This is a genomic window from Microbacterium sp. TPU 3598, from assembly GCF_002356155.1.
GTDB lineage: Bacteria > Actinomycetota > Actinomycetes > Actinomycetales > Microbacteriaceae > Microbacterium > Microbacterium maritypicum_A.
Map to the genome: position 1 here is coordinate 1,463,745 of NZ_AP017975.1, position 23,457 is coordinate 1,487,201.

Annotated in this window: 23 protein-coding genes; 15 read left to right on the plus strand and 8 right to left on the minus strand. The window is 67.3% G+C overall.

All coding sequences use genetic code 11. The annotated features are described in order from the left end of the window. Positions 1-8: 8 nt before the first annotated feature. The 4 genes from qcrB to ctaE are packed head-to-tail and all read right to left on the minus strand — an operon-like array spanning position 9 to position 4,407. Positions 9-1,820 (minus strand): cytochrome bc1 complex cytochrome b subunit, encoded by a 1,812-nt coding sequence (gene qcrB / locus MST3598_RS06910; RefSeq protein ID WP_021201549.1) that lies wholly within the window; start codon positions 1,818-1,820, stop codon positions 9-11. Continuing rightward, entirely contained in the window at positions 1,817-2,893 is a 1,077-nt protein-coding gene (gene qcrA / locus MST3598_RS06915; protein WP_021201548.1) for a cytochrome bc1 complex Rieske iron-sulfur subunit, read from the minus strand. Before qcrA ends, qcrB begins: the two co-directional genes overlap by 4 nt. A 36-nt stretch (positions 2,894-2,929) precedes the next feature. Further along, a complete protein-coding gene (gene qcrC, locus MST3598_RS06920) occupies positions 2,930-3,733 on the minus strand; it encodes a cytochrome bc1 complex diheme cytochrome c subunit (protein WP_029258331.1) in 804 nt (267 codons plus the stop codon). Positions 3,734-3,753: 20 nt separating this feature from the next. Beyond that, entirely contained in the window at positions 3,754-4,407 is a 654-nt protein-coding gene (ctaE, locus tag MST3598_RS06925; RefSeq protein ID WP_029258330.1) for an aa3-type cytochrome oxidase subunit III, read from the minus strand. Positions 4,408-4,599: 192 nt separating this feature from the next. On the opposite strand from ctaE, the gene trpD reads away from it, so the two are divergent. Both trpD and MST3598_RS06935 read left to right on the plus strand, forming a co-directional pair. Then, on the plus strand, positions 4,600-5,670 hold the full coding sequence (gene trpD, locus MST3598_RS06930; RefSeq protein ID WP_029258329.1) for an anthranilate phosphoribosyltransferase: 1,071 nt from the start codon (positions 4,600-4,602) through the stop codon (positions 5,668-5,670). Between the two features lie 2 nt (positions 5,671-5,672). Continuing rightward, positions 5,673-6,659 (plus strand): PHP domain-containing protein, encoded by a 987-nt coding sequence (locus MST3598_RS06935; RefSeq protein WP_029258328.1) that lies wholly within the window; start codon positions 5,673-5,675, stop codon positions 6,657-6,659. Positions 6,660-6,682: 23 nt separating this feature from the next. On the opposite strand, the gene MST3598_RS06940 is transcribed toward MST3598_RS06935, so the two are convergent. After that, positions 6,683-7,621 carry a 5'-3' exonuclease gene (locus MST3598_RS06940; protein ID WP_029258327.1) on the minus strand — a complete coding sequence of 313 codons (939 nt, stop codon included), beginning with the start codon at positions 7,619-7,621 and terminating at the stop codon, positions 6,683-6,685. 88 nt (positions 7,622-7,709) lie between these two features. Between MST3598_RS06940 and MST3598_RS06945 the strand changes: the two genes are divergently transcribed. After that, entirely contained in the window at positions 7,710-8,435 is a 726-nt protein-coding gene (locus tag MST3598_RS06945; protein WP_029258326.1) for a hypothetical protein, read from the plus strand. Between the two features lie 17 nt (positions 8,436-8,452). On the opposite strand, the gene MST3598_RS06950 is transcribed toward MST3598_RS06945, so the two are convergent. Both MST3598_RS06950 and MST3598_RS06955 read right to left on the minus strand, forming a co-directional pair. Continuing rightward, entirely contained in the window at positions 8,453-9,058 is a 606-nt protein-coding gene (locus tag MST3598_RS06950; RefSeq protein ID WP_231494417.1) for a hypothetical protein, read from the minus strand. Positions 9,059-9,255: 197 nt separating this feature from the next. Beyond that, a complete protein-coding gene (locus MST3598_RS06955; RefSeq protein ID WP_051670922.1) occupies positions 9,256-9,810 on the minus strand; it encodes a hypothetical protein in 555 nt (184 codons plus the stop codon). Between the two features lie 239 nt (positions 9,811-10,049). On the opposite strand from MST3598_RS06955, the gene rpsA reads away from it, so the two are divergent. The 11 genes from rpsA (at position 10,050) to MST3598_RS07010 (ending at position 22,687) form a co-directional block, all read left to right on the plus strand. Continuing rightward, positions 10,050-11,504, plus strand: coding sequence for a 30S ribosomal protein S1 (gene rpsA, locus MST3598_RS06960; RefSeq protein WP_021201539.1), 1,455 nt, complete (start codon positions 10,050-10,052; stop codon positions 11,502-11,504). A gap of 142 nt (positions 11,505-11,646) precedes the next feature. Further along, positions 11,647-12,495: an ABC transporter ATP-binding protein gene (locus MST3598_RS06965; protein ID WP_029258323.1), complete on the plus strand. Its 849-nt coding sequence runs from the start codon at positions 11,647-11,649 to the stop codon at positions 12,493-12,495. Continuing rightward, positions 12,492-13,532, plus strand: coding sequence for an aliphatic sulfonate ABC transporter substrate-binding protein (locus MST3598_RS06970; RefSeq protein WP_029258322.1), 1,041 nt, complete (start codon positions 12,492-12,494; stop codon positions 13,530-13,532). Before MST3598_RS06965 ends, MST3598_RS06970 begins: the two co-directional genes overlap by 4 nt. Then, entirely contained in the window at positions 13,529-14,389 is an 861-nt protein-coding gene (locus MST3598_RS06975; protein ID WP_029258321.1) for an ABC transporter permease, read from the plus strand. The genes MST3598_RS06970 and MST3598_RS06975 overlap by 4 nt, the downstream gene beginning before the upstream one ends. Positions 14,390-14,391: 2 nt before the next feature. Continuing rightward, complete coding sequence (gene acs / locus MST3598_RS06980; RefSeq protein WP_051670921.1) at positions 14,392-16,422, plus strand: acetate--CoA ligase; 2,031 nt, start codon at positions 14,392-14,394, stop codon at positions 16,420-16,422. Beyond that, positions 16,419-17,723 (plus strand): O-acetylhomoserine aminocarboxypropyltransferase/cysteine synthase family protein, encoded by a 1,305-nt coding sequence (locus MST3598_RS06985; RefSeq protein ID WP_029258319.1) that lies wholly within the window; start codon positions 16,419-16,421, stop codon positions 17,721-17,723. Before acs ends, MST3598_RS06985 begins: the two co-directional genes overlap by 4 nt. Next, positions 17,720-18,298 (plus strand): CoA-binding protein, encoded by a 579-nt coding sequence (locus MST3598_RS06990; protein ID WP_081860070.1) that lies wholly within the window; start codon positions 17,720-17,722, stop codon positions 18,296-18,298. Before MST3598_RS06985 ends, MST3598_RS06990 begins: the two co-directional genes overlap by 4 nt. A 32-nt stretch (positions 18,299-18,330) precedes the next feature. Next, positions 18,331-18,930, plus strand: coding sequence for a dephospho-CoA kinase (coaE, locus tag MST3598_RS06995; RefSeq protein ID WP_021201532.1), 600 nt, complete (start codon positions 18,331-18,333; stop codon positions 18,928-18,930). After that, positions 18,927-20,144, plus strand: a complete 1,218-nt coding sequence (locus tag MST3598_RS07000) for an MFS transporter (protein WP_081860069.1) — start codon at positions 18,927-18,929, stop codon at positions 20,142-20,144. Before coaE ends, MST3598_RS07000 begins: the two co-directional genes overlap by 4 nt. Before the next feature lie 108 nt (positions 20,145-20,252). Beyond that, positions 20,253-22,325 carry an excinuclease ABC subunit UvrB gene (gene uvrB / locus MST3598_RS07005; RefSeq protein ID WP_029258316.1) on the plus strand — a complete coding sequence of 691 codons (2,073 nt, stop codon included), beginning with the start codon at positions 20,253-20,255 and terminating at the stop codon, positions 22,323-22,325. An 11-nt stretch (positions 22,326-22,336) separates the two neighbouring features. Further along, the gene (locus MST3598_RS07010) at positions 22,337-22,687 is read left to right on the plus strand and encodes a TfoX/Sxy family protein (RefSeq protein WP_036271443.1); all 351 of its coding nucleotides are present in this window, start codon (positions 22,337-22,339) and stop codon (positions 22,685-22,687) included. A 35-nt stretch (positions 22,688-22,722) separates the two neighbouring features. Here the strand turns inward: MST3598_RS07010 and MST3598_RS07015 are convergent, their stop codons facing one another. Further along, entirely contained in the window at positions 22,723-22,965 is a 243-nt protein-coding gene (locus MST3598_RS07015; RefSeq protein WP_172889137.1) for a hypothetical protein, read from the minus strand. 45 nt (positions 22,966-23,010) lie between these two features. On the opposite strand from MST3598_RS07015, the gene MST3598_RS07020 reads away from it, so the two are divergent. Next, positions 23,011-23,454, plus strand: a complete 444-nt coding sequence (locus MST3598_RS07020) for a MarR family winged helix-turn-helix transcriptional regulator (protein ID WP_021201527.1) — start codon at positions 23,011-23,013, stop codon at positions 23,452-23,454. Positions 23,455-23,457: the final 3 nt, after the last annotated feature.

The following is a 23,457-nucleotide window of genomic DNA, read 5'->3' on the forward strand; positions in this document are numbered from 1 at the left end:
AGTGGCGACTACTCGCCATCCTCCGACTTCTTGCGAGGCTTCTTCACCGGCTCGGTCGCGATGACCGTGCTCGGCGTGTTCGGCGTCTCGTCGACGTGGGTCTCATCGACCGTGAGCGGGGCGTCAGGGAATCCTGCGCGCTCGTGGGCGCCCTGGATCTCTGCAGCCTCGGTCTCGTCGTTGTGAGCCGTGACGTGGTGCTGGTGAGCATCCGCCGCCTCGACCTCGGCCTGCGTGAGCGGGGCGAGACGGTCCTCGAAGAACCAACGGGAGATCGAGGAACGGAGGTTCTCGGTCCACGGGATGCGGCCCTTGTCATTGGGGCGCACCACGAGGGGCTCGTAAGTGTCGACGTCGATCAGCTTCCAGCGGTCGTACTTGTCGACCGGCTGGTGCACCTCGATGAACTCGCCACCGGGGAGGCGGACGATGCGACCGGACTCGAAACCGTGCAGCACGATCTCGCGGTCCTTCTTCTGCAGCGCGATGCAGATGCGCTTCGTGACGAAGTAACCCAGGATCGGCCCGAGGAAGAGCAGGGCCTGCAGCGTGTGGATCACGCCCTCCATCGTGAGCATGAAGTGCGTCGCGATGAGGTCGGACGATGCCGCAGCCCAGAGGACGGCGTAGAAGATGACGCCGGCCACACCGATCGCCGTGCGCGTCGCGGCGTTGCGCGGGCGCTGTGCGATGTGGTGCTCGCGCTTGTCTCCGGTGACCCACGCCTCGATGAAGGGGTAGATCGCCACCGCCACGATGAACAGGCCGAGGACCAGAACCGGGGCGATGATGCCGAACGACCAGGTGTGGTCGAGGAAGACGATGTCCCAGTTCGACGGTGCCAGACGCAGGGCGCCGTCGGCGAAGCCGATGTACCAGTCGGGCTGGGTGCCGGCAGAGACAGGGGACGGGTCGTACGGACCGTAGTTCCAGATCGGGTTGATCTGGAAGAACGTCGCGATCAACACGATGGTGCCGAAGACGATGAACAGGTATCCGCCCATCTTGGACATGTACACCGGCATCATCGGGTAGCCCACGACGTTGTCGTTCGTGCGGCCCGGGCCGGCGAACTGCGTGTGCTTGTTGATGATCATGAGCATCAGGTGCACCACGATCAGCGCGATGACGAGCATCGGCAGCAGCAGGATGTGCAGCGTGTACAGGCGTCCGACGATGTCGGTACCCGGGAACTCGCCACCGAAGAGGAGGAACGAGGTCCAGGTGCCGATCAGGGGGAGACCCTTGATCATGCCGTCGATGATGCGGAGGCCGTTGCCCGAGAGCAGGTCGTCGGGAAGCGAGTATCCGGTGAAGCCCTCGGCCATCGCGAGGATGAAGAGGATGAAGCCGATCACCCAGTTGAGCTCACGCGGCTTGCGGAAGGCACCGGTGAAGAACACGCGGAGCATGTGCACGCCGATGCCGGCGATGAACACGAGGGCGGCCCAGTGGTGGATCTGCCGGACCAGGAGTCCACCGCGCAGATCGAAGGAGATGTGCAGCGACGACTCGAGCGCCGCGGACATCTCGATACCCCGCATCGGAGCGTAGGCGCCGGTGTAGTGGGTCTCGACCATGGACGCCTGGAAGAAGAACGTCAGGAAGGTTCCGGAGAGGAACACCACGACGAAGCTCCAGAGCGCGATCTCGCCGAGCATGAACGACCAGTGGTCGGGGAAGATCTTGCGTCCGAGCTCCTTGACGAAGCCGGAGAGGCTGGTGCGCTCATCGATGTAGTTCGACGCGGCACCGACGAAGCGACCGCCGAGGGGCGCCTTGGTGTCCTTGTCCTCTTTGGACAGCGTTGCGGTGCTCAATGGCGCTCCCAGAAGCTCGGGCCGACGGGTTCCTTGAAGTCGCTGCGTGCGACCAGGTAGCCCTCGTCATCGACGGTGATGGGCAGCTGCGGCAGCGGACGAGCCGCCGGGCCGAAGATGACCTTTGCATGGTCCGTGACGTCGAACTGCGACTGGTGGCACGGGCACAGCAGGTGGTGGGTCTGCTGCTCGTACAGAGCCACAGGGCATCCGACGTGCGTGCAGACCTTGGAGTACGCGACGATGCCGTCGTAGGACCAGTCCTTGCGGTCCTCGGCCTCGATCAGCTGCTCGGGGCGCAGACGCATCATCAGCACGATGGCCTTGGCCTTCTCTTCGAGGTAGCCGTCGCTGTGGCTGAGGGTGGCGAGTTCCTCCGGGATCACGTGGAACGCCGAACCCAGGGTGACGTCAGCCGCGCGGATCGGGGTGCCGTCGGGATCGCGCACCAGGCGCGCGCCCTCTTCCCACATGGTGTGCTTGAGCAGCACGACCGGGTCGCCCGCGGTGGGGTCTTCCGGAGTGGAGTGCGGCGCCAGGCCACGGAACAGCGTCACGCCGGGGATGATCGAGGCGACGATCGCGGCGAAAAGCGAGTTGCGGATCATCGAGCGACGGCCGAAGCCCGACTCTTCATTCGCGTCGGAGAAGGCCTTGATGGCCGCTTCGCGCGTGGAGTCCTTGCCACGGGTGGGGTGGCGGTGCTCGATGAACTCCTTGTCGGACATGAGGGCCTTGGACCAGTGGATGGCACCGATGCCGAGGGCCAGCAGCGCGAGCGCGATGCCGAGACCGATGAAGAGGTTGTTCTGCCGGATGTCGATGAGCGCGCCGCTCTCGATCGGGAACAGCATGTAGGCGGCGACCGCCCAGATGCTGCCGGCGAGCGAGAGATAGAACAGCGTGTAGACAGTGCGGACAGCGGCCTTCTCGGCGCGCGGGTCCTTATCGGTCATCCGCTCGCGGTGCGGCGGAAGCCCGGGGTTCTGCACGGGATCGCTGACTGCGACACCCAGCCCCGGAGAGGGCTGGTAGGCCCTGTCAAGAGCCTGCGAGTCGTCGTCGTGTGCCATGGTGCTCCTCGTACGTTCCTCTTCGATGATTAAGCGTCAGTTGGACTTCGCCGTGATCCACACGGTGACGGCGACGAGCGCGCCGATACCGAAGATCCACACGAACAGGCCTTCGGAGACCGGACCGAGCGAGCCCAGCGAGAAGCCACCGATCTGCACGGACTGCTGCTGGAAGAGCAGCGCCGAGATGATGTCTCGCTTGTCCTCGTCGGACAGGTTCATGTCGCCGAAGACCGGCATGTTCTGGGGGCCGGTGACCATGGCGGCATACATGTGCAGCGCGCTGGTCTCGCTGAGTCCGGGGGCGTACTTGCCCTCGGTGAGCGCTCCACCCGCGGCGGCCACGTTGTGGCACATCGCGCAGTTGACGCGGAACAGCTCGGCGCCGTTGGAGACATCGCCCTTGCCGTCGAGGATGTGGTCCGACGGGAACGTCGGGCCGGGAGCCTCGGACTGGACGAAGGACGAGATCGCGAGGATCTGGTCCTCGGTGAACTGCGGGGCCTTCTGCGGCGCCTGGGGGCCCTGCATCTGCAGAGGCATGCGGCCGGTCGAGAGCTGGAACTCGGTCGCCAGCTCACCCACGCCGTAGAGGCTGGGGCCGTTGGCGGTTCCCTGCAGGTCGAGACCGTGGCAGGTGGCGCAGTTGGCCGTGAACAGCTTCTTGCCGTCCTCCACGGTCAACTGCGAGGTCGCCGCGGACTGGGTGTCGGTCGCGGCGAACGCAGCGGTCGCGCCGGCGTACACGGCGCCGGTGATCATGAGGCCTGCGCCGATGAGCGCGGCCGCCGCCAAAGGGCTGCGACGACCGCTGGAACGGCGCTTCTTCTCTCGTGCCATCTCGGGGATCAGCTCCGCTCTTATTTCAGGAAGTAGATAACGAGGAACAGCACGATCCAGACGACGTCGACGAAGTGCCAGTAGTAGGACACCACGATCGAGGAGGTCGCCTCCTTGTGCCGGAAGTTCTTGACGGCGTATGCGCGTCCGATGACGAGCAGGAACGCGACCAGTCCGCCGGTGACGTGCAGGGCGTGGAAGCCCGTCGTCAGGTAGAACGCGGAAGCGTACGAGTCAGCGCTGATGGGCATGCCCTCGGCAACGAGCTGGGCATACTCCCAGACCTGGCCGGAGACGAAGATCGCGCCGAGGGCGAAGGTGAGGAAGAACCACTCGACCATCCCCCATCCGAACAGGCGACGGCGTCCGGCGCCGTTCTTCTGTCCCTTGCCGATCTTGTAGGGCTGCAGGTCCTCTGCCGCGAACACGCCCATCTGGCACGTGAACGAGGAGAGTACGAGGATCGCAGTGTTCACTGCGGCGAACGGGACGTTCAGCAGCTCGGTCCGGGCCGCCCACAGCTCCGGGGAGGTGCTGCGGAGGGTGAAGTAGATCGCGAAGAGTCCCGCGAAGAACATCACCTCACTGCCGAGCCACACAATGGTGCCGACAGCTACCGGGTTGGGCCGCTTAATCGTTCTCGCCGCCGGGGCATACGTCGCTGAGGTCGTCACCCCTCCATTATGGCCGATCCGCGGGCGTGATTCTTGCACCGGCGACCTTCGAGTTGCCGGTCGACGACTTAGGAGACCCTAAGAAAACACTGCGAATACCCGGTGAATCCGCGGGAAACAAGGGGTGGGGGTGGGGTGCACGTGTGTTCGGAAGCATCTGCATGTTTTCTCTGCGCCGATAGGATCGCACACATGGCTGATTCCCTGACCTGGTCCGACGTGCTCACCTCTCTTCTGGAGCGTCGCGATCTCAGCGTGTGGGAGTCGACGTGGGCTATGCGGCAGATCATGCAGGGCAGCGTCACGGAGGCCCAGCTGGCAGGATTCCTCGTCGCTCTTCGTGCCAAGGGGGAGACGATCGACGAGATCGTCGGCTTCCGCGACGCGATCCTCGAGGCCGCGGTCCCTCTTCCCGTCTCTCCTGATGTGCTCGACATCGTCGGGACGGGCGGCGACCGCGTCGGCACGGTGAACGTCTCGACCACGGCGGCGATCATCATCGGCGCCACCGGCGTGCCCGTCGTCAAGCACGGCAACCGTGCGGCGAGTTCGGCTTCCGGCTCCTCAGACGTGCTCGGTGCTCTCGGCCTCGAGCTGTCACTCGACCCCGCCGCCGTCGCTTCCATCCTCGACCGCACCGGGATCACCTTCGCGTGGGCGGGCGCGTTCCACCCCGGCTTCAAGCACGCAGGATCCGTCCGCGCGGAGCTCGGGGTTCCCACCGTCTTCAACATGCTCGGGCCGCTGTGCAACCCTGCGCGCGCCGAAGCCAACGCCGTGGGTGTCGCGCAGATCGAGCGCGTACCGCTGATCACCGGCGTCTTCCGGACCCGCGGCGCGACCGCGCTGGTGTTCCGAGGCGACGACGGACTCGACGAGCTCACCACGACCGGCCACAGCCGCATCTGGGAGGTCACCCGCGGGGACATCCACGAGCACGACCTCGACCCCCGTGACCTCGACATCCCGATCGCCGACCTGGCCGACCTGATCGGCGGATCGCCGCAGCACAACGCGGAGGTGCTGCGACGGACGCTGGCGGGGGAGACCGGGGCGGTGCGCGACATCGTGCTGCTCAATGCGGCGGCGGGCATCGTCGCGTTCGAACTCTCCCAGGACGCCATGCAGGTGCAGCGCCCGATCCTCGAACGACTGCGCGAGGGGTACGACAAGGCATCGGCGGCCGTCGACGACGGCCGTGCCCTGGCCAAGCTCGACCAGTGGATCTCCGTCAGTCGCGAGCTGGCGGCCCCGAAGGAGTGACCGTGGATCCCGTCGACGCCCTGCTGGAGATCGCCTCTCTTCTGGAGCGCGAGCGGGCCTCACGGTACCGAGCGAAGGCTTTTCGTCAGGCTGCCGCGACCCTGCAGGATCTTCCGGACGACGTCCGGGCCGATCCCACCCGCCTGAGAGCGGCGAAGGGCATCGGAGAATCCACCTTCGCGGTGATCCGTCAGGCGCAGGCCGGGCAGGTGCCGGACTACCTCGTCGAGCTGCGTGGCGACGTCGAACCTGAGCGTGTCTCGCTGCTGCGCACGAAGCTGCGCGGCGACCTGCACGCTCACACCGACTGGTCCGACGGCACTACTCCCATCTCTGTCATGGCAGCGGCAGCTCGCGCGTTGGGCCATGAGTATCAGGCGATAACGGATCACTCGCCGCGTCTTCGGGTGGCCAGAGGGCTCTCGGCCGAGCGGCTTCGGGAGCAGATGCCCTTGGTGCGTGCGGAGTCCGGTGACGGTTTCACCCTGCTCGCCGGCATCGAGGTCGACATCCTCGAGGATGGCGCTCTCGACCAGGAGGACTCCCTGCTCCGCGAACTGGACATCGTCGTGGCATCGGTGCATTCGAAGTTGCGGATGGACTCGCGTCCGATGACCGCACGCATGATCGCCGCGGTGTCGCACCCCAGGGTGAACGTGCTCGGGCACTGCACCGGGCGCCTGGTGCAGGGGGAACGAGGGACCCGCCCGGAGTCGGCGTTCGACGCGGCTGCGGTTTTCGCCGCCTGCGCGGACAACGGGGTGGCGGTCGAGATCAACTCGCGCCCCGAGCGTCAGGATCCGCCGGACGAACTGATCGCTATCGCGCTCGAAGCCGGATGCCTGTTCTCCATCGACTCGGATGCGCATGCTCCCGGTCAGCTCTCGTTGCTGGATCACGGCGCGGAGCGAGCCGAGCGCGCGGGGATTCCTGCCTCCCGGATCGTGACGACCTGGGGACTCTCCCGGCTTCTCGCCTGGGCGGAATAGGTGCAGCTGCGGTTGACCGGGGGTCAGCCGGACGCGAGGGCGGCCTTCGACACCGCTGCCACCGCGCGCGTCATCGAGCCGCCGAGGTTCCACTTCTCGGCGAGAGCCGTCGCCGCATCGACCTCCGCGGGATCGAGCACCCGCAACGGGATATCGGGCGTCGTGATGGGAAGCGACGTGGCGACCGCGACCACGGTGGGGGCCACATCGAGGTAGGCGGATGCGGCCAGCACCTTCGCCCGCACCCCGGCGCTCATGCCCTCTCCGGCCTCGGCGGCCGCGCGGATGCCCTCGAGATCGGCGTGGGTCTGCAGCAGCGTCGCGGCGGTCTTCTCACCGACCCCGGCCACACCGGGAAGACCGTCTGAGGCGTCGCCGCGCATGGTGGCGAAGTCGGCATACTGCGAGGGGAGCACCCCGTACTTCGCGACCACGGTCGCATCGGTCACGACCTCGAGATTGCTCATGCCGCGCGCGGTGTAGATGACCCGCACATCGCGGGAGTCGTCGACGAGCTGGAACAGATCGCGGTCTCCGGTGACGATGTCGACCGGCATCGTCGCTCCGGTCGCGAGCGTGCCGATGACGTCGTCGGCCTCGTGCTCCGCCACCCCGATGATCGGGATCCCGATCGCGGCGAGCGTCTCCCGGATGAGGGGGATCTGCGCTTCGAGGGGGTCGGGGACCTCTTCGATGTCAGGTCCGACCTCGACGACCTCGACGACACGGTGCGTCTTGTAGCTGGGGATCAGATCGACGCGCCATTGCGGGCGCCAGTCGTCATCCCAGCAGGCGATGACATGGGTGGGCTCGTAGAGCGTGACGAGCTTCGCGATGATGTCGAGCAGACCGCGCGCCGCGTTGATCGGAGCGCCGTCGGGCGCCGTCACCTTGTCGGGGACGCCGTAGAAGGCGCGGAAGTAGAGGCTGGCGGTGTCGAGCAGCATGAGGCGATCGGTCACCAGCACAGTCTGGCACGGGCGTGCGACACGGGCCGGTGGTCGCGCGCCGGAGAGTGAGACGATCCGCGCGGTTGCGACACTCACGGGTATGACAGCTTCTCTTCGCACGTTCTCGTCCCTCGCCCTGGGCGGGGTGGTGCTCGCTGCGGCACTGAGCGGATGCGCCATGTCGGCGGGGACCTCTCCTGTCCCGGAATCGACGTCCGCTCCGGACACCTCCGACACGACGTACGCACCGCAGGCGGCATGGCTGGATGCGACGTCGTTCGTCGTGAAGACGTGGGGCGATGCGTGCGCTCCGCAGATCGGGGACGTCGTCGCGGGGGACCAATCGCTCGAGCTCGTTCTCGTCGACGGCACGGATGAGGTGTGCGCGGCAGTGCAGACCGCTCACGGAATGTACGTCGGGCTGCCGGCGGCGTTCGATTCCTCGCGACCTGTCGAACTGACAGTGACGGATCCCGGGGGAGAGACCACGGAACTGACGCTTCCCGGACTTGTCTCAGGGGAGATCATCCCGGCCGATCGGATGCCCGAGCAGACACCCGCAGCGGCATGGATCGACGCGCATGAACTCGCGGTCCTCACCTGGGGATCGTCGACCTGCATGCCTGCCTCCGGGGCCGTCGAGGCCGTCAGCGAGAACGAGGCGATCGTTCGGCTCGAGGAGAGTGCGAACGAGGTCTGCACGATGGATCTGGTTCCGCAGATCACGTTCGTGACGGCGGAGGGCATCGACCAGGACGCGAGACTGACGCTCGCCGGGTACGTCGATGCGGACGGCGCCCCGGTCGTCGTGACCGTCGCGCGCTAGCCCTTCTTCGATGTCGCTCAGCAGCCTGGGGCCGATGGGCGCTGTTCGCAGGTGAAGGCCACGAGTGCGGTGTGAGCCTCGAAGATGCGTATTTCCCGCGCGGGACCCGGGATCGCGAGTGTGCCGGCGACCGGGAACCAGCCGCCGCCGAGGTCGACCTCCGCGGCGTAGCGGACGCTGACATGCGCCTGGTACGTGCCGCGCTCGCGATAGACGTGGCTCGTCGCGGTCGGGGTGAACGGCGCCTGACCGAGCGCCGACCATGTCTGTCCGCCGGTGGTCGATGTCGCAGAGGTGCCGTCGCCGTGCACGAACTCATAGTCGACAGGTGTGAACCGCACCGAGAGAGGGGCGCCGAGAAGGGTGCCCGAGCGCGTGTGCGCGGACGCCGCCGCGACGAAGTTCGTCGGCATCCCGGCCACACCGACGTTGTCGGGCTCGCCGACGTTCGCGACCGGATCGGGAGCGAATTGTGCGAGGTCGTCGATCGTGATCGCCGGGGCGGCGGGCTCATCCGTCGCCGGTGGCCGGGGTGACGTCGGTTTCTCGTCGACCGCGGCGCGAAAGCAGCTGCGGGAGCTGTTCCAGTCGTCGAGACACGAATCGAAGTCGAACTCGTGCACCGGGAAAGCCGGAGAGGTCGGGGTGGACGGGGACCCTCCGCCCGGGACGTTGTTGTGTGGGCTGCCGGAAGAGGGCTGGGTCTGGGTGCCGGAGATTACAACCGTATTCCCGTCCGTGCCTGTTAGTAGATCACTTCCGCCATCGCTGCTGCCAGAGCTCGCCGAGGTATACAAGGCAAGGCCCACGGACACCGTTGCTAAAGCCCGGAGCATGTAGTGCCCTCGACACTCTCGACTTCGTCGACCCGAAAGTGGTCACCATCCCATTTGAAGGTTGTCTCGATCTCGTACATGTCAGGGCGGTCGGAATTGACTACGGAGGTGCCAGTTGCGTCGACTACCGTGACGCCGCTGACATCGACACAAATGATTGCCTCTACGACCTCAAGCGCCTCCCTGGCGGCTTGTCCAACAAAACGGGTCACCACCGCGTCGCCGCTGATCGAATAACCTTCGGCGTGCATCGTCGAGAAGTTCTCTCGGTCAGCTCTTTGGACTCCGCCACTTGAAAAGGCGTACGTGTCGTCGAACGTGTCAGGGTTTGCGGGTTCCACAGCGTTCAATGCGTCCGTGTAGGCCCGGTACGTCGCCTCCGCGGCGGCGAAGGCTTCTTCTTCCGAGGCGAAGGCTGCGGTCGGCGTGGGCGTCGGAGCCGGAGTCGGCGCGCAGCCCGCGAGTGTTATGGCAACGGCGACCATCATGAGAGCGCCGAGGCGACGGGAAGTGGCGAGGGGAGGAGTCGGCGAGATCACCCCGTCACGGTAGCCCGGAGCGCGTCGGGCCCGGGGGAGTTATCCACAGGTCGGCGCCCATCGGAATCCGACTCCTGCAGTATCCGAACTTCTGATAGCCTTAACCGTCACTCGTGGCATGCATGCGCGTGCCCTCGTGACGAGAAAACCAAAATCCAACTGCTGTGAAGCATGCAGTCGGCCGTGCGCGGTCGTTGCCTCCCAGCCCGAGTCTCCATTCAACAAGGACAACCCACTACATGACTACCGCAACGACCGCCCCGGCCACCAAGCAGGTCGCCATCAACGACATCGGATCTGCTGAGGACTTCCTGGCCGCGGTCGAGAAGACCCTGAAGTTCTTCAACGACGGCGACATCATCGAAGGCACGATCGTCAAGATCGACCGCGATGAGGTACTCCTCGATGTCGGCTACAAGACCGAGGGTGTCATCCCCTCTCGCGAGCTCTCGATCAAGCACGACGTCGACCCCAACGAGGTCGTCGCTGTCGGCGATCTGGTCGAGGCCCTCGTTCTCCAGAAGGAGGACAAGGAAGGCCGTCTGATCCTCTCCAAGAAGCGCGCACAGTACGAGCGTGCCTGGGGAGACGTCGAGAAGATCAAGGAGAACGACGGCGTCGTCACCGGTACGGTCATCGAGGTCGTCAAGGGTGGACTCATCGTCGACATCGGCCTCCGTGGCTTCCTGCCGGCTTCGCTCATCGAGCTGCGCCGCGTCCGCGACCTCACGCCGTACCTCGGCCAGGAGATCGAGGCCAAGATCCTCGAGCTCGACAAGAACCGCAACAACGTCGTCCTGAGCCGCCGTGCGCTGCTCGAGCAGACGCAGTCGGAGTCGCGCACCACGTTCCTGAACAACCTGCACAAGGGTCAGGTCCGCAAGGGTGTCGTCTCGTCGATCGTCAACTTCGGTGCGTTCGTCGACCTGGGCGGCGTGGACGGCCTCGTGCACGTCTCCGAGCTGTCCTGGAAGCACATCGAGCACGCCTCCGAGGTCGTCGAGGTGGGCCAGGAGGTCACCGTCGAGATCCTCGAGGTCGACCTCGACCGCGAGCGCGTCTCCCTGTCGCTGAAGGCGACGCAGGAGGACCCGTGGCAGGTCTTCGCCCGTACCCACGCGATCGGACAGGTCACGCCGGGTAAGGTCACCAAGCTCGTCCCGTTCGGTGCGTTCGTCCGCGTCGCAGACGGCATCGAGGGCCTCGTCCACATCTCCGAGCTCTCCAGCAAGCACGTCGAGCTGGCTGAGCAGGTCGTGTCGGTCGGCGAAGAGGTCTTCGTCAAGGTCATCGACATCGACCTCGAGCGTCGTCGCATCTCGCTGTCGCTGAAGCAGGCCAACGAGTCGGTCGACCCCAACGGCACCGAGTTCGACCCGGCCCTGTACGGCATGCTCGCCGAGTACGACGAGAACGGCGAGTACAAGTACCCGGAGGGCTTCGACGCCGAGACCGGTGCGTGGAAGGAAGGCTTCGACGCCCAGCGCGAGGCATGGGAGCAGGAGTACGCTGCAGCCCAGGCTCGCTGGGAAGCGCACAAGGCTCAGGTCGTCAAGGCGGCCGAGGCCGAGGCTGCGGCCGGAGACGACTTCGGTGGTCAGACCTTCACCAGCGAGGCTGCCGGCGCCGGCACCCTCGCGGACGACGAGGCTCTCGCCGCTCTGCGCGAGAAGCTCTCGGGCGGCAACGCTTAAGCAGCATTCGGGAACGGGTCGTCACCTCGCCTTCGGGCGGGTGTGGCGGCCCGTTTCGCATATCCACACCACGGAATCCCGCTCGTGACGCAACATTACGACGGCATTCGTGACAACCGATCCGCTCGGCCAGCATGGGCGTATGACCACCCTGCTGCCCGCACCGCGCACCACCGTCGCTCCGACGACGGTGGGTACGGCACAGGCCGTTCGGCTCGAAGGCATCGAACGATCGTTTCCTCTGCCGCACGGCCACCGCGAGGTGCTGCGGGGCGTCGACGTCGACATAGCCGCCGGTGAGATCGTGGCCGTCGTCGGGCCCTCCGGCTGCGGCAAGTCGACCCTGCTGCGCCTCGTCGGAGGTCTGGACGCGCCGACACGAGGCGGCATCCGACTCGACGATACGCCCGTCGCCGACGTGGACGAGCGCACGGCCGTGGCGTTCCAGGAGCCGAGGCTGCTCCCGTGGCGCACGATCGCACAGAACGTCGAACTCGGCCTCCCGCGGGGCACCGCACGCCGCCTCGGCCGCGAACGCGTCCGTGAGCTGCTGCAGCTGGTCGGCCTCGATCATGCGGCGGATCAGCGTCCTCGCGAGGTGTCCGGCGGCATGGCCCAGCGCGCATCCCTTGCCAGGGCTCTCGCCCGGAACCCCGGCGTGCTCCTCCTCGACGAGCCTTTCGGAGCGCTCGACGCGCTCACGCGCCTGCGCATGCACGATCTGCTGCTGAAGATCCACTCCGCGGAGCCCACCACGATCCTCCTCGTCACGCACGATGTGGAAGAAGCCCTCTATCTCGCCGACCGTGTCCTCCTGCTGCGCACGCTGGGCGCGGCCGACGGCGACGAGTCCTCCATCGCCCGCACGATCACCGTTCCGGGCACCCGCCCCAGAGACCGCGCCGATCGCGGTCTCGCCGACCTGCGCGCCGACCTTCTCGAGGGCCTCGGCGTCGACACCCACCACCGCACCGCCGAGGAGACCCGATGAGCATCACCACCCGCCGAATCGTCCCCGCGATCGCGATCGCCGGGACGATGATGCTCGTCGCGACCGGTTGCGTCGCGGGAGAGAACGCCGCGGCCACCGACACGAAGCCCACCTCCGGGACCACCGAGTGGTCGTCCGACACGCTGTCGATCGACTTCGCGACGTACAACCCGCTGAGCCTCGTGATCCGTGACCAGGGCATCCTCGAAGACATCCTCGGCGATGACGTCGCCGTCGAGTGGGTGCAGTCCGCCGGCTCCAACAAGGCCAACGAACTGCTGCGCTCCGGCTCGGTCGACGTCGGCTCGACCGCGGGATCCGCGGCGCTCCTTGCCCGTGCCAACGGCTCGCCCATCCAGGTCATCGACATCTTCTCGCAGCCGGAGTGGGCGGCCATCGTCGTCGGACCGGACAGCGACATCACGTCGATCGAAGATCTGAAGGGCGCCTCCGTAGCTGCCACCAAGGGCACCGATCCCTACTTCTTCCTGCTGCAGGCGCTCGAAGAGGGCGGCCTGTCGCTCTCGGACGTCGAGGTGCAGAACCTGCAGCACGCCGACGGCCGGGCGGCTCTCGACGGCGGTTCGGTCGATGCGTGGTCGGGTCTCGATCCGATCATGGCCGCGGCCGAGGCAGAGTCGGGTGACAAGCTCGTCTACCGCAACGTCGACTTCAACACGTACGGCTTTCTCAACGCCACCGAGGACTTCATCACGAACCACCCCGACCTCGCGCAGGCGGTCGTCGACGCCTACGAGCAGGCACGCGAGTGGGCGCTGGAGAACCCCGACAAGACTGCGGCGCTCCTGGCCGAGGTCGCCGGCATCGACCTCGGCGTCGCCACCACCGTGATCGAGGAGCGCTCGAACCTCGACGTGAGCGGCGTCCCCGGCGACGACCAGATCGCCGTGCTCGAGAAGATCGCCCCCGTGCTCGTGGAGTCCGGCGACGTGCAGGGCGGCAAGGACTCCGTCGACAAGGCGCTCTCCTCGATCGTGAACGCGACCTTCGCCGAGAAGGCGGTCGACGGCGAGTGAGTGAACTCGACCAGCGCGTGATCGCGCCCGCCGACTCGCGGGACGCGCTCGACTTCGCGAAAGGCGACCTCAGGCGGCCCGATGCCGCTGCCCGGCGCACCTGGGACCGTCCGGTCGTTCGCATCGTCGCCGGCCTCCTCCTCCCGGCGATCATCCTGATCGTCTGGCAGGTCGTCACGACGAACGGGCTCATCCCGCCCTACCGCCTGCCCACGCCCGCCTCGGTCTTCCAGGCCGGTGTCGAGCTCGCAGAGAGCGGTCAGCTCTGGACCCACATCGCCATCTCCGTGCAGCGCGTGCTGCTCGGATTCGCGATCGGCTCCCTGATCGGTCTCGCCGCGGCGGGAGTGGTGGGGCTGTCCCGGCTCGGCGACGTGCTGCTGAGCCCGACGCTCGCCGCCATCCGCGCCGTGCCGTCGCTGGCCTGGGTGCCGCTGCTGATCCTCTGGATGCAGATCGGGGAGGAGTCCAAGGTCACGCTCATCGCGATCGGGGCGTTCTTCCCCGTCTACACCACGGTCGCCTCCGCACTCCGGCACGTCGACCCGCAGCTCGTCGAGGCCGGACGCTCGTTCAGCCTGCGCGGATGGTCGTTGTTCCGCATCGTGCAGCTGCCCGCGGTCGTGCCGTCCGTCGTCTCCGGCCTCCGTCTCGCGCTGGCCCAGGCGTGGTTGTTCCTGGTCGCCGCTGAGCTCATCGCTTCGTCCATGGGGCTCGGCTTCCTGCTCACGGATTCTCAGAACAGCGGTCGAGTGGACCGCATCCTCCTCTCGATCGTGCTGTTGGCTCTGCTCGGCACCATCACCAACGGCATTCTCGTGCTGGTGGAGAAGTACCTGCTCCGTCGGTGGGTGTGAGCATGGCCGAGGTGCGATTGCAGGAGGCTCGTGTCTACGAGCCGTCGGACCACTTCCCACACGCGAACGTGACGGCGGAGGCGTACGCGCGCGCCGCGGCGGACCCCATCGCCTTCTGGGAGGAGGCGGCTCGACGGCTCGACTGGGCGAAGCCCTGGCACACACCCCATGAGTGGGAGCCGCCGAGCGGAGATGCGGTGCCTGCGGCGCGCTGGTTCACCGGAGGCACGCTCAACGTGGCCGTCAATTGCGTCGACCGGCACGTGGAGTCCGGCCGAGGCGACAAGATCGCCCTGCACTTCGAGGCGGAGCCGGGCGACCGTGTCGCGGTGACGTACTCCGACCTGCGGCAGCGCGTGTGCCGCGCCGCCAATGCCCTCGTGGCGCTCGGCGTCGAGGCGGGCGACCGTGTCGTGATCTACCTTCCCGTGCTCGTCGAGACGATCGTGATCACGCTGGCCTGCGCGCGGATCGGCGCCGTGCACTCGCTGGTCTTCGGGGGCTTCTCCGCCGAAGCCGTGCGCTTCCGCCTCGAAGACACCGGTGCGAAGCTGCTGGTCACGAGCGACGGGCAGTACCGACGCGGCGCTGCCACCGAGATCAAGTCCACGGCCGATGTCGCCGCCTCCGGTCTTCCCGCCCTCGAGCACGTGCTGGTGCTCCGGCGCACGGGCCAGGACGTGCCGTGGACGGACGGGCGCGATGTCTGGTGGCACGACGTCGTCGATACTGCGTCGCCCGTGCACGACGCGCAGCCGTTCGATGCCGAGCATCCGCTCTTCATCATCTACACCTCCGGCACCACCGGGAAGCCGAAGGGCCTCGTGCACACGTCGGGCGGCTATCTCACGCAGGCGAGCTGGGCGCACTGGGCGCACTTCGATGCGAAGCCCGACGACGTGCACTGGTGCACCGCAGACCTCGCCTGGGTCACCGCGCACACGTACGAGATCTACGGACCGCTCTCGAACGGGCTCACCCAGGTCATCTACGAGGGGACCCCGGATTCCCCGCATCGGGAACGCCACCTCGAGATCATCGAACGCTACGGGGTGACCGTGTACTACACGGCCCCCACCCTCATCCGCACCTTCATGACCTGGTTCGGCACGCAGCTCCCCACTAGGCACGACCTCTCGGCCCTTCGTCTGCTCGGCACGGTCGGCGAGGCGATCAACCCCGAGGCCTGGGTGTGGTTCCGGCGGAACTTCGGCCGTGACGAGCTGCCGGTGATCGACACCTGGTGGCAATCGGAGACCGGCGCCGCGATGATCGCGCCGCTGCCCGGGGTCACACGACTCAAGCCGGGCTCGGCGTCGGTGCCCCTGCCGGGGATCGACGTCGCGGTGGTCGACGAGGACGGACGCGAGGTCGAACCCGGCCGCTCCGGAACGCTCGTGGTCCGCCGCCCGTGGCCCGGGATGGCTCGCACGGTGTGGGGTGACCCGAAGCGCTACCGCGACGCCTACTGGTCGGCGTATGCCGGTCACGGCGAGTTCGGTGGCTTCTACGTCGCCGGAGACGGTGCGACCCGAGACGTCGACGGGTACATCTGGATCCTCGGCCGACTCGACGACGTCGTCAACGTCTCCGGACACCGGCTCTCCACCATCGAGATCGAATCGGCTCTCGTCGCGCATGCCACCGTCGGTGAAGCCGGCTCCGCCGGTGTCTCCGACCCGATCACCGGGCAGGCCGTCGTGGCGTTCGTGACGCCGTCGGGCCGCGCAGAAGTGACGCCGGCCGACCTGCGTGCGCAGGTCGCGCAGTCGATCGGACCTGTCGCCAAGCCGAAGCACATCGTGGTGGTACCGGACCTCCCCAAGACACGCTCGGGCAAGATCATGCGGCGACTCCTGGCGCAGCTGTGGGAGGCCGAGCAGGACCGCCGGGCAGGTCGCGATGCCCAGCCGCTCGGAGACACCACCTCGCTGCAGAATCCCTGGGCCGTCGATGACATCGCCGACGTGCTCGCCGCGTCCGAACTCGCGCCACCCCTGAACTGCCACCCCGCTGAACTGAGGACAACATGACGGAAGAACACCGCTTCGGGTTTCGCACCAGAGCACTGCACGCCGGCGGAACCCCTGACGCCTCGACCGGCGCGCGGGCGGTGCCGATCTATCAGACGACATCGTTCGTGTTCGACGACGCGGCGGATGCCGGCAACCTCTTCGCGCTGCAGAAGTACGGCAACATCTACTCCCGGATAGGCAACCCCACGGTCGCGGCCCTCGAGGAGCGTCTGGCGTCACTCGAAGGCGGGATCGGCGCCGTCGCCACCGCATCCGGGATGAGCGCGGAGTTCATCACGTTCGCAGCCCTCGTCGGAGTGGGTGACCACGTCGTCGCCGCTGCGCAGTTGTACGGCGGCACCGTGACTCAGCTGGACGTGACGCTGCGCCGCTTCGGTGTGGAGACCACATTCGTCGCCTCGACCGATCCTGCCGACTTCGCCGCCGCTATCCGTCCGGAGACGAAGGTCGTCTACGTCGAGATGATCGGCAACCCCTCGGGAGAGATCGCCGACGTCGAACGACTGGCGGCCGTCGCCCATGCGGCCGGTGTGCCGCTCGTGGTCGATGCGACGCTGGCGACCCCGTACCTCGCGCGTCCCCTCGAGCACGGCGCCGACATCGTCATCCACTCCGTGACGAAGTTCCTCGGCGGACACGGCACCACGCTCGGCGGCGTCGTCATCGAGAAGGGCACGTTCGACTGGGGGAACGGCAAGTTCCCGCAGATGACCGAACCCGTCGACTCGTACGGCGGCATCAAGTGGTGGGACAACTTCGGGGAGTACGGCTTCCTCACCAAGCTCCGATCCGAACAGCTGCGCGACATCGGCCCCGCGCTCAGCCCGCAGTCGGCATTCAATCTGCTCCAGGGGATCGAGACCCTGCCACAGCGCATCGACGCCCACCTCGCGAACGCCCGCATCGTCGCCGACTGGCTCGCCTCCGACCCGCGAGTGGCGTACGTCACCTGGGCCGGACTCGAAGGGCACCCGCATCATGAGCGCGCAGCCAAGTACCTGCCGCTCGGCCCCGGGTCGGTGTTCGCCTTCGGAGTCGCAGCAGACGACGGGCGGGCGGCGGGGGAGACGCTGATCGAGAACCTGCAGCTGGCCTCCCACCTCGCGAACATCGGGGACGCCCGCACCCTGGTCATCCACCCGGCGTCGACGACACATCGCCAACTCACCGAGGAGCAGCTGGTCGCGGCAGGCGTGCGTGCGGATCTGATCCGTATTTCGGTCGGGCTGGAAGACGCCGATGACATCATCTGGGACCTCGACCATGCCCTCACCACGGCGACAGGAGTGAACCGATGAGCGCGACCACCCCGGGCGATGCGTGCGCGCTGCCCACCGTGACGGATGCTGCGGCCTGTGCGCTGCCCGGCTCGACGGCGACCATCCCCGGGCGCACCTGGATCGGGCCGAGCCAGCAAGAGCGCTTCGGTCTGCTGCGACGCGCGAAATCCATCGCGATCGTCGGCGCCTCGAACAATCCTGCACGCGCGTCGTACTTCGTGGCGACATACCTGCTCTCCAGCACGGCCTACGACGTCTACCTCGTGAACCCTCGAGAGACCCAGATCCTGGGACAGCCCGTGTACGCGACGCTGAGCGACCTCCCCGTGGTGCCCGACATCGTGGACGTGTTCCGTCGGCATGATGACCTTCCCGGCATCGCTCAGGAGGCGATCGAGGTGGGTGCCCAGACGCTGTGGCTGCAGCTGGGGTCCTGGAACGAGGACGCGGCGGCCATCGCGGAAGGTGCAGGTCTCTCGGTGGTCATGGACCGGTGCATCAAGATCGAGCACGCGCGGTTCCACGGCGGCCTGCATCTGGCGGGCTTCGACACGGGCGTGATCAGCTCGCGCCGTCAGCTGCTCGCGAGGTGAGGAGCGGCCGCAGCGAACCTTAGACTGGCGGCATGCCCCTCATCGCGCTCACCGGCGGCATCGCCTCCGGGAAGTCGACCATCGCCCGGCGTCTGGCGGAGCACGGCGCCATCGTCGTCGATGCCGATCAGATCGTGCGTGACGTGCAGTCGCCCGGGTCGCCTGTGCTCGTGCGGATCGCCGAGACCTTCGGTGCCGATGTCATCGCGCCCGACGGCTCTCTCGACAGGGCGGCGCTGGGTGCGAAGGTCTTCGGCGACGCCGACCTCCTCGCGCAGCTGAACGCGATCGTGCATCCGGCGGTGCGCGAAGAGTCGCAGCGCCGCTTCGACGCGGCCTTCGCCGACGATGCCGACGCGGTCGTCGTCTACGACGTGCCCCTTCTGGTCGAAGCACGGGTGGACGACCCCTGGGACCTCATCGTGGTCGCGCATGCCCCGGCTGCTGTGCGTCGGCAGCGACTCGTCGAGCTGCGCGGGATGGACGAGCGCGCGGCGCAGGATCGGATCGACGCCCAGGTCTCCGATGAACGACGTCTCGCGATCGCCGATGTGGTGATCGACACGTCCGACTCTCTCGAGCGCACACGCGCGCAGACGGATTCCCTCTGGGAGCGGATCAGCGCACGGTGACCTTCTCCGGTCACGCCCCGGGCTCCCGCGAGTATCGGCGTCTCATCGTCGGTCTGTTCTTCGCGGGGATCGCGACGTTCGCACAGCTCTACTCGGCCCAGGCCGTGCTGCCGCAGATCTCCTCCGATCTCGCGGTCGCCCCGGCGACGGCAGCCCTGAGCGTGTCTGCCGCGACGCTCGGCCTCGCGCTCGCGGTCATCCCCTGGTCGGTGGTCGCTGATCGCATCGGTCGTGTGCCCGCCATGGCCACGGGCGTGCTCACAGCCACGGTGTTCGGTCTCACCGCCCCGTTGAGCGGCGAGATCGGGATGCTTCTCGTCCTGCGTTTCGCGGAAGGGGTGGCGCTGGGAGCTGTGCCGGCTGTGGCGCTCGCCTATCTCAGCGAGGAGGTGGAGGCCCGCCACGCCGCCGCTGCGGCGGGAAGCTACATCGCCGGGACCACGGTCGGTGGTCTGCTCGGCCGCATCGCGTCGGGGATCGTCGGGGAGGCCGGCGGATGGCGCGCCGGCATCCTGTCGGTCGCCGTGATGTGCGCGGTCGCCGCCGCGCTGTTCCTCTGGCTCACTCCGCGCGCCAGGGGGTTCGTCCCCGGTCGTCTGCGCGTCGATCGCGGGCCCGGCATCCTGGAGAAGCTGCGTGCGCCGTTGCGCTCGCCCTTGCAGTGGGCGCTGTACGCGCAGGGATTCCTGCTGATGGGCGCTTTCGTGGCGGTCTACAACTACCTCGGCTTCCATCTGTCGGCCGAACCGTTCGTGCTGCCCGCCTGGGTGGTCACGCTGCTCTTCCTCGCCTACCTGGCCGGCACGGTCTCGTCTCCCTGGGCCGGGGCGCTCGCCTCGCGGGTCGGGCGCTTCCCCGTGCTGCTCGCCTCGATCGCTGTGATGGCCGCGGGCGCCGGCCTGCTGCTCGTGCCGGTGGCGACGATCGTGCTGGGCGGTCTCGTGCTCTTCACGGCCGGGTTCTTCGGAGCCCATGCCGTCGCCTCCGGATGGACGCCGGTCGCGGCAGGCCCCGCGAGTCGGGCCCAGGCGTCGTCGCTGTACTACTTCGCCTACTACGCCGGGTCGAGCCTGTTCGGGTGGATGCTCGGCCTCGTGTTCGGCGCCGCGAACTGGGGCTGGTTCGTCGCCGTCATCGTCGCGATGTGCGGCGTGGCTGCTCTCGCGGCCGTCTCGGCTCTGCGCGGCGCACCCACCGGGCAGTCGTCTTCCTGAAAGGAACTCCTCATGCTGTCGCGGCGGGCGACGCCGTGCGCATGGATGCGACCGGGGCGGATCCCTCTCGACGGCCTCGATGTCGGAGGGGCGGCATACGCTGGAGGTATGCAACCCACGCGCAGTGTCCGACCTTTCGAGGTCATCAGCGAGTATGAGCCCGCGGGCGACCAGCCGAAGGCCATCGCCGACCTGGCGGCGCGCATCAACGCGGGAGAGACCGACGTCGTGCTGCTCGGTGCGACCGGTACCGGAAAGTCCGCGACGACGGCGTGGTTGGTCGAGCAGGTGCAGCGCCCGACGCTCGTTCTCGCACACAACAAGACGCTCGCCGCACAGCTCGCGAACGAGTTCCGCGAGCTCATGCCGAACAACGCCGTCGAGTACTTCGTGTCGTACTACGACTACTACCAGCCCGAGGCCTACGTGCCCCAGACCGACACCTTCATCGAGAAGGACTCCTCGATCAACTCCGAGGTCGAGCGACTGCGCCACTCCACGACGAACTCGCTGCTGAGTCGCCGCGACGTCGTCGTCGTCTCGACCGTGTCCTGCATCTACGGACTCGGGGCTCCCGAAGAGTACCTGCGCGCCATGGTCGCCCTTCAGGTGGGGGAGCGCTACGACCGTGACGCCCTCATCCGCCAGTTCATCGCGATGCAGTACAACCGCAATGACGTCGACTTCTCGCGAGGCAACTTCCGGGTGCGCGGCGACACCATCGAGATCATCCCCGTCTACGAAGAGCATGCGATCCGCATCGAGCTGTTCGGCGACGAGATCGAGGCTCTGTATTCGCTCCACCCGCTCACGGGAGAGGTCATCGAGAAGCTCGACGCCGTGCCGATCTTCCCCGCCTCGCACTACGTTGCCGGCACCGATGTCATCCAGCGTTCTATCGGCACCATCGAGACCGAGCTGGAAGAGCGCCTGGCCGAGTTCGAGCGGCAGGGCAAGCTCCTCGAGGCGCAGCGTCTGCGCATGCGCACCACTTTCGACCTCGAGATGCTGCAGCAGTTGGGCTTCTGCTCCGGCATCGAGAACTACTCGCGCCATATGGATGGACGCGCGCCCGGCGAGCCGCCGCACACCCTGCTCGACTTCTTCCCCGACGACTTCCTGCTGGTGATCGACGAGTCGCACGTGACCGTCCCGCAGATCGGAGCGATGTACGAGGGTGATGCATCGCGCAAGCGCACACTCGTCGACCACGGGTTCCGGCTGCCGAGCGCCATGGACAACCGCCCGCTGCGCTGGGACGAGTTCAAGAACCGCATCGGTCAGACCGTCTACCTGTCCGCCACTCCCGGCAAGTACGAGATGGGCATCGCCGATGGCATCGTCGAGCAGATCATCCGCCCGACCGGTCTCGTCGACCCGGAGATCGTGGTGAAGCCGTCGAAGGGGCAGATCGACGACCTGCTCGAGGAGATCAGGGTACGGGTCGAGCGCGACGAGCGCGTCCTCGTCACGACTCTCACCAAGAAGATGGCGGAGGAGCTCACCGACTTCCTCGGTGAGCACGGGGTGCGGGTGCGCTATCTGCACTCCGACGTCGACACCCTGCGTCGCGTGGAGCTGCTCAGCGAGCTGCGCGCCGGCGTGTACGACGTCCTCGTGGGCATCAACCTCCTGCGTGAGGGACTCGACCTTCCCGAGGTCTCCCTCGTCGCGATCCTCGACGCCGACAAGGAGGGGTTCCTGCGTTCGGGGACCTCGCTGATCCAGACCATCGGTCGTGCGGCCCGAAACGTGTCCGGCGAGGTGCACATGTACGCCGACAAGATGACCGACTCGATGACGAAGGCGATCGAGGAGACCGACCGGCGTCGCGAGAAGCAGGTCGCGTACAACAAAGAGCACGGCATCGACCCGCAGCCGCTCCGCAAGCGCATCGCCGACATCACTGAGGTGCTGGCGCGTGAGGGTGCCGACACGGCAGAGATGTTGTCCGGTCGCGGTCGCGCCACCGGCAAGGGCAAGTCGCCCACGCCGAACCTGCGCCGCACGGGCATCGCGGCCGAGGGGGCGCAGCAGCTCGAAGCCACGATCCAGGATCTGTCCGATCAGATGCTCGCGGCAGCGGCCGAGTTGAAGTTCGAGCTCGCCGGGCGCCTGCGTGACGAAGTGCAGGACCTCAAGAAAGAGCTCCGTGCCATGGAGCGCGCCGGGCACGCGTAGGAGGCGGGCTGATGGACGCTGCGGGGAACGAACTCGCCGATCGGGTGCGTGCGTTGCTGGGCGTGGACACCGAGATCGAAGAGCGTCGGATGTTCGGTACCAGGGCGTTCCTCGACGACGGCCGCATCCTCGTCGGCGCGCGTCCGGGTGGCGTCCTTCTGGTGCGCATCGATGACGAGAACGGTGCCGCGCTGCTCACGGAGCCCGGAGCAGCGCGGGCCGTCATGGGTGCGCGCACGATGAGCTCCGGCTGGCTCGACGTGGCGGCCGGGGCCATCGAGGACGACACCGCGCTCATGTTCTGGCTCGACGTCGCTCGGGAGTCGACGGGTTCGGCGAACGAGGCTCCAGAGGAGAACTGACGCGACGGGCGGGACCGTCGCCAAGGTCGAGGCCGCTACGGGCAGTGCACCAGGGTCTTCGGCCCGGTGCGGTCGATCTCGTGCTCCGTCATCGGTGCGCCGCAGAGAGGGCAGGCGCGCTCGGCGCGCTCTGCGGCGCTCGGGGGCGGAGTCTTCTCGTAGGGGCCGACGGATGCGGGTCCCGCGAACCGGATGAGGTTCGTGTTCACCCAGGAATACAGCCCTCCGGCGTCGCGGATGCGAGTACGGAGGGGCGGGCGATCGGAATCCTGTGCCATGTTCATTAGTGTACTAACTATTAGTGCAGATGTATAGTCTCCCTTGTGACAGCATCCGATGACCTGCTCCGGCTCGAGAACCAGCTCTGCTTCGCCCTGGTGACCGCGGCGCGCAATGTCGTCGCCCTGTACCGTCCCATCCTCGAGCCGCTGGGGCTGACTCATCCCCAATACCTCGTCATGCTGGCACTGTGGGAGCGGTCGCCGCGGACTCTCAACGACCTGGCGATCGATCTCGCCATGGAGCCGGCGACGGCTTCGCCGCTCGTGAAGAGGCTGGAGACGGAGGGGCTGGTCGTGCGTCAGCGCAGCAGCGAGGACGAGCGGCGCCTGGAGATCACGCTCACGCCGGCGGGAACGGCGTTGCGTGACCGGGCGGTCGACGTTCCGCACCAGGTCATGGCGGCGGTCGGCATGGGCGTCGACGAGATCGCGGCGCTTCGGGACGGTCTCGGACCTTTCGCGGGGCGTCGTCCTGACCTCGGCTGACGC